Annotated in this window: 15 protein-coding genes; 3 read left to right on the top strand and 12 right to left on the bottom strand. The window is 66.5% G+C overall.

The window, feature by feature from the left end:
- Nucleotides 1-31 precede the first annotated feature (31 nt).
- Both LQD00_RS18930 and LQD00_RS18925 read right to left on the bottom strand, forming a co-directional pair.
- Nucleotides 32-415, bottom strand: a complete 384-nt coding sequence (locus LQD00_RS18930) for a VOC family protein (protein ID WP_232718785.1) — start codon at nucleotides 413-415, stop codon at nucleotides 32-34.
- On the bottom strand, nucleotides 416-646 hold the full coding sequence (locus LQD00_RS18925) for a hypothetical protein (protein ID WP_006866963.1): 231 nt from the start codon (nucleotides 644-646) through the stop codon (nucleotides 416-418).
- Nucleotides 647-1,355: 709 nt separating this feature from the next.
- Between LQD00_RS18925 and LQD00_RS18920 the strand changes: the two genes are divergently transcribed.
- Together LQD00_RS18920 and LQD00_RS18915 are read left to right on the top strand one after the other, a co-directional pair.
- Nucleotides 1,356-2,468 (top strand): SHOCT domain-containing protein, encoded by a 1,113-nt coding sequence (locus tag LQD00_RS18920; protein ID WP_232718784.1) that lies wholly within the window; start codon nucleotides 1,356-1,358, stop codon nucleotides 2,466-2,468.
- Between the two features lie 226 nt (nucleotides 2,469-2,694).
- Complete coding sequence (locus LQD00_RS18915; RefSeq protein ID WP_232718783.1) at nucleotides 2,695-3,072, top strand: cupin domain-containing protein; 378 nt, start codon at nucleotides 2,695-2,697, stop codon at nucleotides 3,070-3,072.
- 10 nt (nucleotides 3,073-3,082) lie between these two features.
- Here LQD00_RS18915 and LQD00_RS18910 read toward each other — a convergent pair whose 3' ends face one another.
- Complete coding sequence (locus tag LQD00_RS18910; protein WP_232718782.1) at nucleotides 3,083-4,780, bottom strand: nucleobase:cation symporter-2 family protein; 1,698 nt, start codon at nucleotides 4,778-4,780, stop codon at nucleotides 3,083-3,085.
- 76 nt (nucleotides 4,781-4,856) lie between these two features.
- On the opposite strand from LQD00_RS18910, the gene LQD00_RS18905 reads away from it, so the two are divergent.
- Complete coding sequence (locus LQD00_RS18905; protein WP_232718781.1) at nucleotides 4,857-5,345, top strand: NUDIX domain-containing protein; 489 nt, start codon at nucleotides 4,857-4,859, stop codon at nucleotides 5,343-5,345.
- Between the two features lie 24 nt (nucleotides 5,346-5,369).
- Here LQD00_RS18905 and LQD00_RS18900 read toward each other — a convergent pair whose 3' ends face one another.
- From LQD00_RS18900 to LQD00_RS18860, 9 genes are all read right to left on the bottom strand, one after another.
- Nucleotides 5,370-6,911, bottom strand: a complete 1,542-nt coding sequence (locus LQD00_RS18900) for a PH domain-containing protein (protein ID WP_232718780.1) — start codon at nucleotides 6,909-6,911, stop codon at nucleotides 5,370-5,372.
- Nucleotides 6,898-7,416 (bottom strand): PH domain-containing protein, encoded by a 519-nt coding sequence (locus tag LQD00_RS18895; protein WP_232718779.1) that lies wholly within the window; start codon nucleotides 7,414-7,416, stop codon nucleotides 6,898-6,900. Before LQD00_RS18895 ends, LQD00_RS18900 begins: the two co-directional genes overlap by 14 nt.
- Before the next feature lie 54 nt (nucleotides 7,417-7,470).
- A complete protein-coding gene (locus LQD00_RS18890) occupies nucleotides 7,471-8,232 on the bottom strand; it encodes an SDR family NAD(P)-dependent oxidoreductase (protein ID WP_232718777.1) in 762 nt (253 codons plus the stop codon).
- Between the two features lie 67 nt (nucleotides 8,233-8,299).
- A complete protein-coding gene (locus LQD00_RS18885) occupies nucleotides 8,300-10,114 on the bottom strand; it encodes an acyl-CoA dehydrogenase (RefSeq protein ID WP_232718775.1) in 1,815 nt (604 codons plus the stop codon).
- Nucleotides 10,115-10,467: 353 nt separating this feature from the next.
- Nucleotides 10,468-12,261, bottom strand: coding sequence for a sigma-54-dependent Fis family transcriptional regulator (locus LQD00_RS18880; RefSeq protein WP_232718773.1), 1,794 nt, complete (start codon nucleotides 12,259-12,261; stop codon nucleotides 10,468-10,470).
- Between the two features lie 239 nt (nucleotides 12,262-12,500).
- Nucleotides 12,501-14,153 (bottom strand): chaperonin GroEL, encoded by a 1,653-nt coding sequence (groL, locus tag LQD00_RS18875; protein WP_232718771.1) that lies wholly within the window; start codon nucleotides 14,151-14,153, stop codon nucleotides 12,501-12,503.
- A gap of 152 nt (nucleotides 14,154-14,305) precedes the next feature.
- Entirely contained in the window at nucleotides 14,306-15,331 is a 1,026-nt protein-coding gene (locus tag LQD00_RS18870; protein ID WP_232718766.1) for an NAD(P)-dependent alcohol dehydrogenase, read from the bottom strand.
- 3 nt (nucleotides 15,332-15,334) lie between these two features.
- A complete protein-coding gene (locus tag LQD00_RS18865) occupies nucleotides 15,335-16,129 on the bottom strand; it encodes an iron-sulfur cluster assembly protein (protein WP_006866953.1) in 795 nt (264 codons plus the stop codon).
- The gene (locus tag LQD00_RS18860) at nucleotides 16,126-17,172 is read right to left on the bottom strand and encodes an amidohydrolase family protein (RefSeq protein WP_006866952.1); all 1,047 of its coding nucleotides are present in this window, start codon (nucleotides 17,170-17,172) and stop codon (nucleotides 16,126-16,128) included. The genes LQD00_RS18865 and LQD00_RS18860 overlap by 4 nt, the downstream gene beginning before the upstream one ends.
- Between the last annotated feature and the right edge of the window lie 117 nt (nucleotides 17,173-17,289).

Genomic DNA, 17,289 nt, shown 5'->3' with positions numbered 1-17,289 from the left:
GACCGGTTTCATCACCGCCGATGCCCTCCGGCTAGCGGGTGTCCTTGCGCAACGGGTGATCGGCGGGGATCTCCACGACGATGATCGTGCGTCCGTCGGGGTCCTCGGCGTGCATCTCGATCAGGCCCCACGGCTCGGTCCGCGGCTCACGCGTGACCGTCACCCCGCGATCGCGGAACTGCTTCTCGGTGGCCTCGGCGTCGCGGACCTGCAACCAGAGCACCGCGTTGCTCGTCGGGTCGGGGGCGTCGGTCTTCATGTGCGACGAGATCTCGATGAGTCCGTTGCCGGCGAAGAACACGATGCCGCCGGGGTACTCCCGGTGGATCGGGAGGCCCAGCTGGTCACGGTAGAAGGCCTGCAGACGTTCGGGATCTGCCGAGAGCAGGAGCACCCGGCTGGACAAGACCTCCATCTACTGCCCCTCGGTGCTTCCGGCGGAGCCGCCCACGGCGTGGCCTCGGTTGTGGTCGGCGTGCCCGGCGGCCTCGTAGGCCGCGCGTTCGCGCGCCAGGCGATCGGTCTCGCCGATCGGTGTCGCATCACCGAAGGCGAAGGCCGACGCGTGCGGCCACTCGTGGGGCACGTCGGGGTCGACGATGAGATCGTCGGGCACCGATTCCTCGGGGTCGAGTCGAGAGGACATGCCTCCCACGATAGGCCGAATCGGCGGGCGGAGAGGTCAGGAGCGAGCGACTCGTCGGCAGATGTCGCCCTTCGTGGCGGTTGTCGCCACGTTCCGCGACACCTGGCCGGGCGCGGGCTCACGAACCGCAAGGTCGGGTTTACCGCGTCGTTGGGACGGGTCGTGCGATCCGAAACCTGAACACGGACTGGTCGACCGTCAGGATCGCGTCTGCAAGAGACCGGCCGAATCTGTCTTGTGCTGGCACCGGCAGGTCCGTGGAGATGCGCGTCGCGGGGAAGGAGTCGCCGGGAGGGTTCCAAACCGGAGTCTCGATCGAGAACTGAGTGCCGGTCGGTGCAGGGATAGACACGACGCTGTAGCCAGTCGATGGCCATCGCTCGAATCGGTAGGCACTGAACGACGAATCCTCTGCAAATTCGAACTCGGCACCCTTTTCCAGCACGACGGTCATAGTTCTCCTGTCTCGAACTCCACGTGCGCCCACACCTCTGACCCGCGCACTCGATGGAACGTACTGCACCGTTGTGACAGCGCCTCGGCGTGGGGCGTGGGCGTGAGCGCTGACTGCCACACTTCTAAACCGCGAGAAGAGGACGGCTGTGGATGACACATGTAACAGCAGACGCAAGTTCAGCGAATCAGCGGTCGAATGTCGGTGCCGTGTGATGGTGTCTGACTGTTTGCTGACTAGTTAAGGTGCGTGAAAATGGCCCAGCTGAGTTCCAAGGTCAAAGAGAAGAATGCGGCGAAGTGGGAGAATTCGCTGCAGGGGAAGGATCTCTATCCAGGGGAAGTCGTGTGGGCATTCGTAAACGCGCGCCGGATGAAGCCAGTGACCCAAGGTGCTGCGATCACCAACGCGCGGATCATCGGATTCCTGACCAACCAAGCGGACTCGAGGCATCGAGTGCCGTTGGAAGTATCCGCAGATCAGATCCGCGGGCTCGACTTCGAGGGCAAAGGTTTGCACATGCGTGTGCACACAGACGTGGGCGAGGTTGACTTCGGTCCGTTGGACAAGACAGAGGTCGAGTTCGCAAAGTATTACGCCGACTATCTCTGGCGGAGCGGCGTTGCGCCAGAGGTGCGTGAGGGCCAGAAAGCTGCACAACTCGAGGAAGCGGCAGAGGCTGCTTCGGCAGCAGAGGAGCGCGCCGCCCAAGCCGCGCTGGATGCGGAACTGCGAGACCGTCGCAACCAAGTTCGCGTCATTGGGCCGGACATGAAGGACAAGTGGTGGGACGCCATTGCCCGTCATTCGCATGACAACGAAATGCCTTGGTTCATCATCAACGGTGGGTCGGCGGGTCGCCTCGTAGCGTTCGAGGACCGGTTGCTCATCTCTAAGACTGGTGGCATGACTTCGTTCATGGCTGGCTCCCTCGGTGGTGGCCGAGAGACCATTTTTCCGTACGCAGAGATAACGAACATCGAATTCAATGGCGGGTTCGCAACAGGGGTGCTCGAGGTACTCACGCCTAGCTACCAGGGCACTGGAAACCACGACTACTGGCGCTCGTCCAATAAGGGGCGAAACAAAGCTCATGATGATCCGTGGACTCTCTCTAACTGCCTTCCAATTGCGAAAGCGCTGTACCAAGAAGCGCAACCGCTGCTAAATGAGATGCAGCGCAAAATTGCTGATGCAAAGCGTCCGCAGGTAATCGTCCAGCATGCGCCAGCGCCAACAACCGTGAGCGAAAGCAGCGGTGGTTTGGCGCACGAGTTGGAGAGGCTGGCCGATATGCATCAGCGCGGTCTCCTCGACGCGGACGAATTCAAGGCTGCGAAGATGGCCGCGATCGCCAAGATGTCATGACCAGCGGCGTTTCGCGGCTGGGATGAGACCTACGGCCAGCACGATCTCCTCGTAGGAGTTTGGCCGGCCGTTGTCAGTGCCTTGCTGAATTAGTGAAGAACGGGGCCGTCCCTGGAGGGTCGCATAAGGGACCAGATCGTGCGCCTGCTGCGACCGAACCGCAAGGTCCGGATCGTACCGTCAAGATGTCGGGATCAGCTCTCCATCGTCCGAAAGCGGCAGGATCATGACCGCCACCGAGCATCGCACCGAGCACCGCGACTTCGCCTCACCAGACGAGGTCCGCACCTTCGGCCACGGCCGGATGAACGTGCTCAACGTCGGGGATTCCGAGATCGGCCGGCTGGAGTTGCAGCCCGGCTGGCGATGGTCGGTCGACGTGAAACCGATCGCCGGCACCGAACTCTGCGAGGCCCCGCATTTCCAGTACCACGTGTCCGGGGTGCTGCACATCGTGATGGCCGACGGCACCGAGTTCGACGCCGGGCCCGGGCAGATCACGTCGCTGCCGTCCGGACACGATGCCTGGGTGGTCGGCGACGAGCCTGTGGTCACCGTCGACTTCTACGGCGCGAGCAACTACGCTAAGGCGGCCAGCGACTGACGTCGCGGGCTCACGAACCGCGCCGTGAGAATCCACCGTCGGTGTACCCGTCCCAGGTCTCGAACACCCGCATCACCTTGGGGTCGCCGAGGCTCTTGATGTGGTCGCAGAGGTCCTTCGGGGTCGACGGGTTGGTCACGATGAACTGGTGTAGCGACGCGTCGTGATCGGCGAGGTAGCGCAGGGTCTCCGGCGGGGTGTCGGGGTCCGCGGCCGCAAGGGCGTCTCGCGGGTCGAAGGCCGGTGCCCGCACACCGTCGGCGGCCGAGACCGTGGGTTCGCCGACGACCGCGATGTCCCCGGTGTTGTGATAGTCGACCGGATCGATGGACACGCTGCGGGTGTTGAGCAGCAGGTTCAGCAGGATCGCGGTGATGGCGCCGGCCGAGATGCCCGAGTGGAAGATGGTCTGAAACCAGTCCGGGAACTGCGAGTACATGTCGAGCACCACGTCGACCGGGGCATCGCCGAGAGCGCGGTCGGTGTAGTAGATCTTCGCCTCGGTCAGCATCGCGACGCCCACCGAGATCGCGACGACGAGCACGTTGACGTTGTTGAACTTCACCTTGGTGAGGGTCCGGATGCCGCTGGCCGCGACCATGCCGAACAGTGCCACACCGGCACCGCCGAGTACCGGGAGCGGGATGCCCTCGACGACCGCCGCCATCTTCGGCAGCAGGCCGAGGACCACCAGGATGATGCCGGCACAGGTCGCCACGTGGCGCGTGCGGACGCCGGTGATGGCGACGAGGCCGACGTTCTGCGCGAACGCCGTGTACGGGAACGTGTTGAAGATGCCGCCGAGGACGGTGCCGAGTCCGTCGGCGCGCATGCCGTCGGCGAGGCGGCGCGGGGTGATCTTCTCGTCGACGATCTCGCCGACCGCGACGATGTCGCCGGTGGTCTCGGTCATGATCACCACGCCGACGATGATCAGCGAGATGATCGCGCTGATCTCGAAGGTGGGCACGCCGAACTGGAACGGCTGCGGCACACCCACCCACGGGTATTCGCCGACCTTGCCCCAGTGGGTCATCCCGAACGGGATGGACACCAGCGTGCCGATCGCCAGGCCGAGCAGGATAGAGACGCGGCGGACGGCGTCGGGCGCGAAACGCTCGATGGCGACGATGATCGCCAGGGTGAGGAAGCCGAAGCCGATGTTCTTCGGGTCGCCGAAGTCGGGGCCGGACGCGGTGCCGCCGCCGAACCAGCCGGCCGCCACGCGCATCAACGAGACGCCGATGATCAGGATGATCGTGCCGGTGACCAGCGGCGGGAAGAACCGGATGAGTCGTCCGACGATCGGTGCCACCGCGATCATGAACACGCCGCAGGCGATCACCGAACCGTAGATGGCGGTGATGCCGTAGCTGGTGCCGATGGTGATCATCGGGCCGACGGCGGCGAAGGTCACGCCCTGCATCAGCGGGAGGCGGACACCGAACCGCCAGAACCCGACGGCCTGCAGGATCGTCGCGATACCGGCGACGAACAGGTCGGCCATGATCAGGTGGACGATGTCGCCCTGCTGGAGCTGTCCGGCGCCGACCATCGCGCCGCCGACGATCAGCGGGACCGCGACCGCACCCGCGTACATCGCGAGCACATGCTGCAGGCCGAGCGGGAACAGCTTGACGAACGGCGGGATCTCGTCGACCGGACGCGCACCGGTCTTCCCGTTCTTCACGACATCGATCACCGACATGCCTGGTTTTCTACGGACCCGGTATTTCCGCGAAGGCGCGTCCGTGTGTCGGCGGTGTTTCCGCGAAGATATACCCGTGACCGCATCCTCGACTCGCCGTAGCGCGGGCATCCTGCTGTTCCGACGCACCGACCCGGACGGCGTCGAAGTGCTCATCGCCCATCCTGGCGGTCCGATCTGGGCGCGCAAGCCCGACGAGGGGTCGTGGTCGATCCCGAAGGGCCTCCTCGACCCGGACGAATCGGTGTGGGACGCCGCGCGGCGTGAGTACCTCGAGGAGATCGGCAGCCCGGTGCCAGATGGCCCGCATCTCGACCTCGGCGAGGTGAAACTCAAGAGCGGGAAGACCGTCATCGGCTTCGGCGTCGAGGGCGACCTCGACGTGACGACCGTCGTCTCCAACACCTTCGAGATGGCGTGGCCGTCGCGGTCGGGCCGCTTGCAGTCGTTCCCGGAGATCGACCGCGCCGAGTGGTTCGACCCGGAGACCGCGAAGAAGAAACTCAACCCCGCACAGGCGGCGTTCGTCGACCGTCTGCTCGAGGCACTATCCGACGCCGGTTGATCGACGGTCCCGGGCGTCGACGACCTACTCGGCCGGCTGTCGGAGGAACGGTGCCACCCAGTCGGGTGTCACGTCGGAGGTGATCGCCGCCGCGGTCGCGTCGTCGACGTCGACGAGCGAGTAGTGCTCGGAACCGGCGGCCGTCGCGAGGATCAGCGTGCTCACCCCGGCACGGCGCTGGAAGACCGACGACCTGCTCGCCCAGCCGATGATGCCGTCGCGGTCGACGACGATCCGCTGCCGGGCGACCGTCGGGGGAGCGATGACCACCGACCGGGCGGTGAGACGATGACCGAGGTGGCGGGCCCGCACCATGCCGAGACCGATCGAACCCGCGAGCGCCAGCACACCCACGACGATCCAGCCGACCGGGATCGCGCCGCCGATGACCGCGATCGAGATCCCGACGAGGATCACGAGACCCGAGAGGAAGCCCCGGTTCAGGCGGCGGATGCGGGCGACGCGGCCGTGCCCGGTCAACGCGGCGGTCAGTTCGGAACGCTCGTGGGTGACGAGGTCGGCGACCCGCATCGCCTCGGACATCGGGGCCGGTGGCAGCAGCAGCGGGTGTTTGGTCGCACCGGTCGCGATCGCCTGCAGACGGGCACCCTTCAGAGGTCGCATAAGGATCGGTTCGGTCAGGTGGCTGCCGCGGATGCGCTTCTCGTCGAAGCTGATCGAGTTGGTGGTGAGCAGTCCGCGTTCGGTGCGCAGCGTCCCGTCGGGATGCCGTGTGAGGCGGAAGTCCCAGTAGCTCAGGACATACCCGATCACCGACAGGACGGCGCCGATGAGGATCACGGCCACCACGGCCACGGCGATGACCAGTGCGAGCGGGATCGACCGCACGGTGTCGAAGACGTCGCGTGCGAGGCCGACCCCCTCGTCGAACATGCCTGCGTCGTTGGCGATCTGGACCCCGACGCCGGCGACCGCAGCGGCGATCGCGAGACCGCCCATCGAGAACGGTGAGTACCGCAGCCAGGCGTTCTGGAAGCTGGTGAGCACCTCGGGTGCTGCCGTCGGCGTCTCGGGAGCGAACTGCTCATCCGACGCTGCTGCTGCAGAGCGGGTTCCGGCCGTCGGCATCAGGTTGTCGTGCAGCGCGCGCGCCTCGGGGAGGGTGACGGCGCGGAGTTTGACCTGCGACGCCTGTTCGTCGCCGCCGGTACCGATGGTGACCTTCTGCAGGTTCAGCACACGGTGGACGAGTGAAGCGGTGAGGTCGACGCTGCGGATGCGGTCGCGGCGGGCGGTGGCGACCTTCTTGGTGACCAACCCGCTCCGGACCCGGACATGTTCTGCGGTCACCTGATAGAAGGTGGTCAGCCACGGCACCACCGTCACCAGCGGCACGAGGACCACGGTGGCGATAAGTGTCACCAGGGGCGCGCTCCGCCCGGCGAAGACCAGTGCGATGAGGACCGGGACCAGCGAGGGGAGCGATTCGACGATGGTCACCGCCATCATCCACGGGGACAGTCGATGCCACTCGTCCGGCGCATCGATGTGCAGGCCCGGGGTGGCCGGCGGCACCGCACCGGGTTGCGGCTCAGGTCGCGTCATCGGTGAACGCCTGGGTGCGGATGGTCAGGTCGGACGCGGTCGCGCGGGCGAGTTCGGCGTCGAGGCCCTCGATGTGGATCGTGCCCGCCGACGACGCCGTGGTCACCGTGAGTTTCCCCAGTTTCAGCAGCTGTTCCAGGGGACCGGCCTCGGTGTCGACGACCTGGATGCGTGCGATCGGGATGATCACCCGGTGCCGGACGAACCAACCCGATTGGGCGTACACCGCATCCTCGCTGACCTCCCAGCGGTGAAAGCGGTACCGCCACAACGGGACCACCACCGTGTAGAACACGGTCAGCAGGAGCAGGGCGATCGCGGCGAGCGTTGCACCCCACCGTGCGTCGGGCACGACGACCGCGACCGCGATGGCCGCGATGGTCGCCGGTACGCCCAGGATCAGCGGGCCGATGCGCCACAGGGTCTTGGCGCGCGGATCGACCTGGTTGACCGGCTCACGCAGGGTGGGATGCAACGGATTGTCGGGAGCGGGTGCGGATTCCATTGCGACCAGTCTATGGCCGCCCCGGCCGCCGATTGCGGCAATCGCGTGTCGCTTCTAGGTGATCGTGACGCCACCGTCGACCGCGAGGGTCTGGCCGGTGACGTAACCGGCGGCCGCCGATGACAGCCAGATCGCGGTGGCGGCGAGCTCTTCGCCGTGACCGGTGCGGCCCAGCACGACCCGCGGCATCTGCGAGTCGAGGTAGCCGGGCTGGTAGGTGTCGGTCATCTCGCTCTCGAAGAAGCCGGGGGCGATGGCGTTGACCCGGATTCCCTTGCGCGAACCCCACTGCTGGGCCAGGTCGCGGGTGAGACCGATGACGCCGGCCTTGCTCGCGGCATAGGCGGCCTGCGGGAGCCCGGCGGTGGTGATGCCGAGGATCGACGAGATGTTGACGATCGCGCTGCCCGGCTGCATGACCCGCCCGCACGACTGCGCCATCCAGTAGGAGCCGTTGAGGTTGATGTCGATGACGTTCCGGAACTGGTCGGGCGTCTCACGGGTGGCGGGGTAGGCGGTGCCGACGCCGGCGTTGTTGATGAGCACGTCGACCTTGCCGAAGGTCTCCATCGCCGCGTCGACGACGCGCTGGCACTGCTCGGGATCGGAGACGTCGGCGGGAACGACGAGCGCCTTGCGGCCCAGCGCTTCCACGGCGGCGGCGGTGTCGGCGAGCTTCTCCGCTCGACGCGCGGCGAGCACCACGTCGGCGCCGGCCTCGGCGAAGCCGCGGGCGAAGGAGACACCGAGTCCCGACGAAGCGCCGGTCACGATGACCACCTTGCCGGTGGTGTCGAACAGATCCATCACGGACATCGTTGTCTCCCTTGCATGTTCCTACGTGACACGGCGCATCGGCGCCGCGTCGTGATCGGTGGTGAGGTCAGAACCAGGACGGTTCGACGTCGAGGGTGGTGCGGTCCAGAGCGGTCAGGAGGTCGAGCTGCGGACCGGTCTTCGGTAGTTCATACCGGAAGAAGTACTGGGCTGCAGCGCGTTTGCCGTCGTAGAAGTCGCCGGTCCGGCCGTCCGCGGCGAGGAGTTGTTCGAGCCACATCCAGGCGATGACGATGTGGCCGGTGGCCTCGAGGTAGAGCGTGGCGTTGGCGAGCGCAAGCTTCGGATCGCCCGACGACCAGATGTGTGCGGTCACCTTGACGAGCCGGTCGACGATCGACTGCAGGGTCTCGGCGTACCCGGCGGCGGCCGGCACCTCGAGTGCACGCGCGACGGTCGCGCCGATGGTCTCGGCGAGCAGTGCCAGACCGGCACCGCCCTGCATGATCACCTTGCGGCCGAGCAGGTCGAGACCGTGGATGCCATGTGCCCCTTCGTGGATGGGGTTGAGACGGTTGTCGCGGTAGTACTGCTCGACGTCGAACTCGCGGGTGTAACCGTAGCCGCCGTGCACCTGGATCGCCAGGCTGTTGGCCTCCAGGCACCACTGCGACGGCCAGCTCTTGGCGATCGGGGTCAGTACCTCGAGCAGCAGGTCGATGCGGGCGCGCTCCTCGGCGTCGGCGGTCGTCGCCGCCTGGTCGACGAGGACGCTGCAGTACAGCTCGAAGGCGAGTGCGCCTTCGACATAGGACTTCTGGGCCAGCAGCATGCGTCGAACGTCGGCGTGTTCGATGATCGGCACCGGCTTCGACGACGGGTCCTTCTGGTCGACGGGGCGTCCCTGTGTGCGCACCTTCGCATACTCCAGCGACGCCTGGTATCCGGCGTAACCCAGTGCGGTGGCGAGGAATCCGACGCCGATGCGCGCCTCGTTCATCATGTGGAACATGTAGGAGAGGCCGCGGTGCTCCTCGCCGACCAGATACCCGACAGCGCCGGGAGCGGAGCGAGCGGGCTGAGTGTCCACAGCACCGGGCGTGGGGTCGGGCGAGAACGTGCCGTCGCCGAAGTTGAGCAGGGTGTTGGTGGTGGCCCGGTTGCCCATCTTGTGGTTGAGGCCCACCAGGGCGATGTCGTTGCGGGTGCCGTCCGGCAGGAACTTCGGGACGATGAACAGCGAGATCCCCTTGACGCCGGGACCGCCGCCGGGCGCCTTCGCGAGCACGAGATGCACGATGTTCTCGGTGAGTTCGTGGTCGCCGGCCGAGATCCACATCTTGGTCCCGGTGATCCGGTAGGTGCCGTCACCGGCCGGTTCGGCCTTGGTGGTGATGTCGGCGAGCGACGATCCGGCCTGAGGCTCGGACAGGCACATCGTCCCGGAGAATCGGCCTTCGACGAGCGGGCGGACCCAGGTGTCGCGTTGTTCGGGGGTCGCGTACTCGGCCAGCAGGTTGGCGTTGCCGACGGTGAGGAAGTTGTAGGACGACATGGCGGCGTTGGCCGCCTGGAACCACACCGCGGACGCCTGCCGGATGACGGTCGGCAACTGCATGCCGCCGAGTTCCTCGTCGAAGGAGGCGGCGATGAGGCCGGCCTTGCGGAACTCGGCGAGGCCCGACACCACCTCGTCGGGGAGGACGACCTTGCCGTCGGCGCCGATGTAGGGCTCGTTGGCGTCGCCGATCTTGTTGGCCGGGGCGAAGCACTTCATGGCGATGTCGGCGCTGAGTTCGAGGACGGCGTCGAAGGTGTCGCGCGAGTGCGCCGCGAAACGGTCTCGTGAGGTCAGGGCCTCGACGTCGAGCCATTCGTACAGCAGGAACTCGAGGTCCCGCCGGGACATGGGTGTGGCCATCGCACTTCCTCGTGATCGGACCGCCGTTGTGGTGCCCGTCTCAGGGGCACCCGATCATCATGCATCTACCGATCGTCCGCTCGGTATCCGACCCTCGATCGGAGAGTCGCCTGCACGCCGGTTCAGCAATCTACAGACGGTTGTTACGAGTGTCACACCTTGTCACTTTTCCTTGTCATGGTGCGCGGTCCCGTGATGGACTACGGACGATTCACGATCGTGAATAACTTCGGTTATGGCGTGAAGATGCAGGTCGCGGGGACGGTGCCATTCGGCGGGGGTGGTATCGTCCCGACCTGCCCGCCACCGATCCTCTCTCTGCGCCACCGACCACACGTCGATCTGCGCACCGACTACACGTCGATGCCGAACTCCTTGATCTTGCGATAGATCGTCGCGCGGGAGATCCCGAGTGCATTGGCCGCCGCGACCTTGTTCCGGCCGTTCTCCTCCAGGCTCCGCACGATCGCATCCCGCTCGAGTGCCTCGATGCGGGTGAGGGTGTGCCGGCTCTGGGCGCGATAGGTAGGCGGCAGGTGTTGCGCCGTGATCGTCCCCGACCGATGGTGGATGACCACGTCGCGCAGCGCCTGGCGGAGTTCTGCGACGTTTCCCGGCCAGGTGTACTTGCTCAGCTGCCGCATGGCGTCCGGTGCGACGGCGAGTTCCCGTCCGCGGGTCAGTTGCAGGAGGATGGTCGGCACCAGAACCTGCAGATCCTCGATGCGATGACGCAGCGGCGGCACCTCGATGGTGTGCGAGAAGAACGGCAGCAGGGTGGCACCCAGGGCGGGTGTCGAAACGCTGGAGCTGAGGGTCATGCCCAGCCAACCCGCGTGCTCGCGTCCCTGCATCACCTCGGCGACGTCGAACAGTACGTCGTCGGGCAACTCGTCGACGTCGCGCAGGATGATCGCGAAACCGTCCGTGTCGAGCTCGGCGGCGAAGCTGTCGAGCGTGTCGGCGTCCTGGAAGTCCTCGGCGGCGTACACGCGGATCGTCCCGTGCCGGTATCGTCCCGCCGCCGCGCGGAGAACCGCCGACCGGCCCGAACCCCGTTCGCCCGAGACCGCGATCCAGTGACCGTCCCCGACGTGCTGGACGATGCGGTCGCATGCCTGACGCCACGACGAGCTGCGTCCGACGATCCCCGGCAGCACCGAGGGTTTCGACGATCGGCGCTGCGGTGGGGCGGAGGTGACCGAATCCATCAGGTGGACATGGAAGACCGCGACACCGTCCTCGGCGTGGGAGAACTCCGTGACCGGTGCCAGCCGAACCGAACGTCCGCTGGGCAGCGTGTTCACCCGACGCCCCGCCGCGACCTCGAGGGTCTGATCGACGGCGTGCTCGAGCATCGACACCTGATCCTGGGGGTCGATGCTCTGCCGGAGGCGTCGGTTCATCAGGACGACGTCGGCGGCGATGGCGAGGACCATCATCTGGGGCGCGCGCCGGCAGGTTGCGAGATAGGCGGAGAGGAGCCGGGATTCGCGTTCGCTGGCGTTCGCCAGCATCTGCTGTTCGATCTGCACGGTCGCGGACTTGGCCAGCGACAACAGCAGGGAACCGCCCTCCTGGACCCACCCGGTGAGATCGAGGGCGCCGACGAGTCCGCCGGAGAAGGGATTTCGGATGGGCACGCCGGCGCAGCTGAGCCGGGCGAGGCACCCCGCGTAGTGCTCGGCACCGGTGACGAGGGTGGCCTGTCGGGTTTCGAGGGCGGTCCCGATCCCGTTGGTGCCGGCGTGCTCTTCGCTGTAGCTGTAGCCGGGGGCGAGTGACACGGCGTCGAGCTGGCCGAGGAGCTCGCCGCAGCCGGCGGCGCGGGACAGCACCACGCCGTCCGGCGAGGTGAGGATGATGCTCACCGGCTCGGCCGACAGGTCCGCGGCGAGCTGGTCGAGCACCGGCCGGGCCGCGGTCATCAGCGGACTGTCGGTGTTCGGCTCGCGCACGAACGGGAGTTCCAAGCGGTCGGTCTGCACGTTGAACGAGCGCGAGCGGCGCCACGAGGTGGAGATCGCGTCGCGGACGGCGCCGGACATGCGATCGTCGACGACGCCGTCGTCGCTGAGGAATCTCTCCCTCGCCCGAGCCACGTGGGCGACGGGTTCACGAGACTGGTCTGTTGGCTTGGGCTTCACCTGGACCGTATCTCTCTACTGTGATGCAGGTCTCATTCCAGGGCAGTGTATCGGACAAAGCAACGTTCACGCGTGTGAACGAACAGGTGTTTTCGTCCGAATTCGTACTGGTCAGGGCTTGATACGGACAGCCGGAAGTGGGCCGGTCGCGATCCACGCCGAGAACGAATCTGCAATCGCGACCGGCCCCCGTCGCCGCTGCAGCGACGACGTCCCCGCCGGGGTCTGGGAGGGGTGGGCTAGTAGATGTTGGAGGGCCGCACCATCCCCTCGGCGAGATCGCCGAATCCGGGGGCCTCGATCGCACCCGGGTGCGTGAAGACCTCCTCGACGACCGCCGTCTCGGTGGTGATCAACAACGCGGCGATCGAGGCGGCGCTCTCCAGCGCGGCCTTGGTGACCTTGGCCGGGTCGATGACGCCCTCGTCGAACATGTCGCCGTAATCGCCTGTCATCGCGTTGAATCCGTGGCCCAGGGGCAGGCCGCTGACGACCTTGACCACTTCCTCGCCGTCGAAGCCGGCGTTGGTGGCGATCCAGAACAGCGGTTCGGCCATCGACCTGCGGACGACGCCGATTCCGGCCCCTTCGTCACCAGCCACGTCACCGAGCGCGTCGAGAGCCCGATGAGCCTGTGCCAGAGCGGTTCCGCCGCCGGAGACGATGCCGTCCTCGACCGCCGCCCGCGTCGCGGCCAGGGCGTCCTCCACCCGGAGCATGCGTTCCTTCAGTTCGACGCTGGTCACGCCGCCGACGCGGATGACCGCCACTCGGCCGGTGAGGCGCGCGATCCTCAGCTCCAGGCTGTCCCGGTCGGCGTCGATCCGCGCACGTGCGTGCTGCGCCTCGAGTTGCGCGACGCGGGCGTCGACGAGGGTCTGGTCGCCCCGTGCACCGACGATCGTGGTGAAGTCCTCGGTGACGGTCACTCGGTCGCACTGTCCGAGGTGTTCGAGGGAGACCTCGTGAAGTTCGAGGCCGGTGTCCTTCGCGATCACGTGACCGCCGAGGGCCACGGCGAGATCCTCGAGTTCGGCGACGCGGCGATGACCGAAACCGGGTGCCCGGACGACCACCGACTGCATCGTCTTGTGCATGTTGCCGCCGACGAGCAGCTGCAGGGCGGGACCGTCGACGTCCTCGGCGAGCACGAGGAGCGGACGGTCGGCGCGTTTGGCCGCCTCGACGCTCGGCATGATCTCCTGCACCGAGGTGATCTTCTTGTTGGTCAGCAACACCACCGGGTTGTCCAGAACCGCTTCCATCCGTTCGGGATTGGTGACCATGTATCCGGAGATGTAGCCGTGGTCGAACTCGATGCCGTCGACGACATCCACCGACAGACCGAGGGTGTCGCTCTCCTCGGTGGTGATGACACCGTTGCGGCCGACGTATTCGACCGCGGCGGCGATGGCCGAACCGATGACCTCGTCGTCACTCGCGGCCAGGGTCGCGATGCGTTCGAGATCGCTGCGGCCCCCGAGGGCGACGGACTGTTCCGACAGCGCGTCGATCACCGTCGCGATCGCCCGTTCGATACCGCGGCGCACCCGCATGGGATTGGCACCCTGCTCGACGGCGCGCAGACCTTCGCGAACCATGGCCTGCGCCAACACGGTTGCGGTGGTGGTGCCGTCACCGACTACCCCGTTGGTCTTCATCGCCACTTCCTTGACCAGCTGTGCGCCCATGTTGGCGAACGGATCGCGCAACTGGATCTCGCGGGCGATGGTCACCCCGTCGTTGGTGATGGTCGGTGGGCCGGTGAGCTTCTCGAGGACCGCGTTGCGGCCCTTCGGTCCCAATGTCACCTTGACCGCGTCGGCGAGTGCGTTCACTCCTCGCTCGAGCCGCAGTCGCGCTTCGGCGTTGTAGCGCAACTCCTTGGCCATGGTTGTCCTGCCTTTCTGTGGTGTTCTCGGCTGTGTGATCTCGGCTGGGTAATACGGAGGCCCCTACCGCTCCCTGAGGTGCGAGGAGCGAGGGCGGCGGCCCGCCGTTCGCTCCCTGAGGTGCGAGGAGCGAAGCGACGAGCCTCGAAGGGTCAGGGCACAAGAATCGCTCGACCGCGTACGCGGCCGGCGTCGAGATCGTCCAGTGCCTGCTGGAAATCGGCGAGGGCGTAGGTGCTGGTGTGCAGCTTGACCTTTCCCCGGGCGGCGAGGTCCATCAGCTCACCGAGGTCGTTGTAGGAACCGACCAGGTTGCCGATGAAGTTGATCTCGGTGGAGATCACGTCGATGGTGGGGACGTCGATGTTCTCGCCGTAGCCGACCACGAAGAAGCTGCCGGCGCGGCGCAGCATCGCGGTCCCTTCGGCGGTCGCCCCGCCCTCGCCGACGAAGTCGAGCACGGCCTCGGCGCCGTGTCCGCCCGTCAGGTCGAGGACCTGTTGCACATGTGTTCCGTCGGCGACGATGCCGATCTCGGCACCCACCTGTTTGGCGAGTTCCACCGCATCCGGGTTCCGGTCGACGACGACGATCCGCAGGGCGGAGATCGCGGCGAGGACCTGGATTCCGATGTGCCCCAGACCTCCTGCGCCGATGACCACGCAGGTGTCGCCGGGTCGCGTCATCCGTGCGACCTTGGCGGCCGCGTGGTACGCGGTCAGGCCGGCGTCGGCGAGTGCCGCCACGTCGGCGGGTTCGAGGGAGTCGTCGATCCTCACGACGCTGCGCGCCGTGGTCTTGAGGAACTCCGCGTAACCGCCGTCGGTGTCGATGCCGGGGAACTGGCTGTTCTCGCAGTGGACGTCGTTGCCGAACCGGCAGGCCCGGCAGAGTCCGCAGGTGATCAGCGGATGCAGGATCACCTTGTCCCCGACGGCGACGTTGGTGACCGCGTCGCCGATGGCCTCCACCCAGCCTGCGTTCTCGTGACCGATCGTGTAAGGAAGTGCGACACCGCTCTTCGCCTCCCACTGGCCCTCGAGGATGTGCAGGTCGGTGCGGCAGACACCGGCGCCGCCGATCCGGACGATGACGTCGTGCGGCCCGGTGATCTCGGGGGCCGGGACCTCGTTGAGTTGCAGTTTGTCGTGGTAGCCGACGACCTGGACTGCGCGCATGGCTTACTCCTGTTCGCTTCGGGGGTGTGCGCGAGGGGTTTCGCGGAGGTTGGTGATGACCGGGCCGCTGGCCCCGTCGCATTGGTCGTCGTCGGCATAGCGGGTGGCGAGCAGACCGCGGCAGAAGTGGCTGTTGCCCTCCATCGAGATGCGCACGGACCGTGCGAATCTCAGCCGCATCGGGATCTGGTCGGCCGGCAGCGCGTGCCCCTCCTCGTCGACGACGACGAGGCTGTTGGGGCAGATGCTGAGACCCAGCTCCATCCGGCGTCGCAGGAGCGCCGCCTTGTGGTGCCCGCGTGGCAGGTCGCGCAGCGCCAGCCGATCGACGTCGGCGACCGTGACCCGCCCGGCGGCGATCTCCGCGGCCACACAGCGTTCCATCGCAGCGGTGTGGGCCTTGCGCTGGAAGGTCAGACGCAGCTCGTCGAGGCTGTCGAGAGCTTCGACGCCGAAGGTGCCCTTGTACCCGGCGCGGGCGTCGAGTCCGGCGTTGATCTTGTCGCTGTCGTGGTGATCGTCGAGCAGCACCCGGACCTGGCCGACGCCGTTGACGTCCTCGAGCGCATCGAGTGCGTCCGATCCCATCAGGTAGGCGAAGTTGGGCGAACAGAACGACGTCGGGAGCCGTAGGTGCACGGTCACCCCCGCCTCGTCGATCAGGATCGACCGCACGAACTTCAGTTCGGTGATCGGCTGGTCGAGTTCGGGATCGAGGACGGTGTCGAGTGCGGCGAGGACGTCGTGCTCGAGTGCCGTGTCGGTGACGTACCCGGGATGGGGAGCGACCGCGGTCATGCCGTCACCGCATCCTTCGCGCCGGCGGCCACCTCGACTTCCGGATCGCCCGCGCTGGTCGGGAGCTTGAGTTCCTCGGGGACCTCGATGTGCGGGTACAGGGCCGCCGCGTTGAGACCGAGGATCTTCTTCTTCTGCTCCACGGTGATCGGCGCGTATTCGGTCATGTCCTCCGGGATCTGGAAGTCGACGAACCGCTCGACGAGCCACTGCGGCGTCCACAGTGCGTAGTCGCTGGCGAACAGGATCTTGTCCTCACCGATCCAGTAGAGGAGTTCGCCGATGATCTGGGCGAAGTAGCGGGGACGGGTGTGGATGAACGGGAGGGCCACGGCCAGACCGCCGAACACGTTGGACTCCTGGGTGGCGATCCAGCAGAAGTCCTCGAGCCGCGGCAGACCGACGTGCTCGATGATGAAGTTCAGATCGGTGTAGTCGGTGGCCACCTTGTCGACGTCGGCCACATCGAAGGCGTCCCGGTCGAGTGGTCGGATGGTGGGGCCCTTGTGGATGTGGACGTTCTTGATGCCCAGCTTGATGCACTCCTCGAGGTAGCGGCGCGACCATGCATCGTCGAGCTTGTAACCCCGTGAGTCCCCGAACCATTCGGCGGTGTAGAGCTTCACGCCCTTGAGGTTCATGATGTCGGCGTCCTTGCGGAGCTGCTCCAGGCCGGCCTCACCGTGACGCGGATCGTAGGCGTGGTTGTAGGTGAGCAGCCCCGGGTTGTCCTCGCACAGCTTGAGCGAGTCGTCGACCTGGGCGAAACCGTTGACGTAGAAGTCCTTCAGGATCGTCGCCTGGAAGATCGCGTGATCGGCCGGGCCCTCCTCGAACAGGTCACGCATCAGCCGGTCGGGACCGTAGTAGGTGTAGGTGTCGTAATCCCAGACCTCTTCCTCGGGACTGAGATTGCGGTGGTAGTCGTAGAAACAATCGATGAACTGCTTGCCGTGGATGTTGCGCTGATTGGATTCACGGGCGTCCCAGAGGTGGACGTGTGCGTCGACGATGAAGTACTTTTCGCCATTCTTCTCGTACATCGATGACTCCTTGATCGTTCTCGGTGGAAGCGGGCTGCATCCGATGGGGTTGGCGGGGATCGAGAGTTGTTGTCGGCGGGGGATTTCTGGGGTGCGTCGTGGCCGCCGGGGGGGGTT

Source organism: Gordonia metallireducens (genome assembly GCF_021245825.1).
Lineage (GTDB): Bacteria > Actinomycetota > Actinomycetes > Mycobacteriales > Mycobacteriaceae > Gordonia > Gordonia namibiensis.
The sequence above is the reverse complement of the archived record's forward strand: the minus strand, read 5'-3'. Positions and strand labels throughout refer to the sequence as shown.

Bases quoted from the DNA above. Each gene is read 5' to 3' on its own strand.
- LQD00_RS18930 (WP_232718785.1), bottom strand. From the start codon at position 415: ATGGAGGTCTTGTCCAGCCGGGTGCTCCTGCTCTCGGCAGATCCCGAA.
- LQD00_RS18925 (WP_006866963.1), bottom strand. From the start codon at position 646: ATGTCCTCTCGACTCGACCCCGAGGAATCGGTGCCCGACGATCTCATC.
- LQD00_RS18920 (WP_232718784.1), top strand. From the start codon at position 1,356: ATGGCCCAGCTGAGTTCCAAGGTCAAAGAGAAGAATGCGGCGAAGTGG.
- LQD00_RS18915 (WP_232718783.1), top strand. From the start codon at position 2,695: ATGACCGCCACCGAGCATCGCACCGAGCACCGCGACTTCGCCTCACCA.
- LQD00_RS18910 (WP_232718782.1), bottom strand. From the start codon at position 4,780: ATGTCGGTGATCGATGTCGTGAAGAACGGGAAGACCGGTGCGCGTCCG.
- LQD00_RS18900 (WP_232718780.1), bottom strand. From the start codon at position 6,911: ATGACGCGACCTGAGCCGCAACCCGGTGCGGTGCCGCCGGCCACCCCG.
- LQD00_RS18895 (WP_232718779.1), bottom strand. From the start codon at position 7,416: ATGGAATCCGCACCCGCTCCCGACAATCCGTTGCATCCCACCCTGCGT.
- LQD00_RS18890 (WP_232718777.1), bottom strand. From the start codon at position 8,232: ATGTCCGTGATGGATCTGTTCGACACCACCGGCAAGGTGGTCATCGTG.
- LQD00_RS18885 (WP_232718775.1), bottom strand. From the start codon at position 10,114: ATGGCCACACCCATGTCCCGGCGGGACCTCGAGTTCCTGCTGTACGAA.
- groL (WP_232718771.1), bottom strand. From the start codon at position 14,153: ATGGCCAAGGAGTTGCGCTACAACGCCGAAGCGCGACTGCGGCTCGAG.
- LQD00_RS18870 (WP_232718766.1), bottom strand. From the start codon at position 15,331: ATGCGCGCAGTCCAGGTCGTCGGCTACCACGACAAACTGCAACTCAAC.
- LQD00_RS18865 (WP_006866953.1), bottom strand. From the start codon at position 16,129: ATGACCGCGGTCGCTCCCCATCCCGGGTACGTCACCGACACGGCACTC.
- LQD00_RS18860 (WP_006866952.1), bottom strand. From the start codon at position 17,172: ATGTACGAGAAGAATGGCGAAAAGTACTTCATCGTCGACGCACACGTC.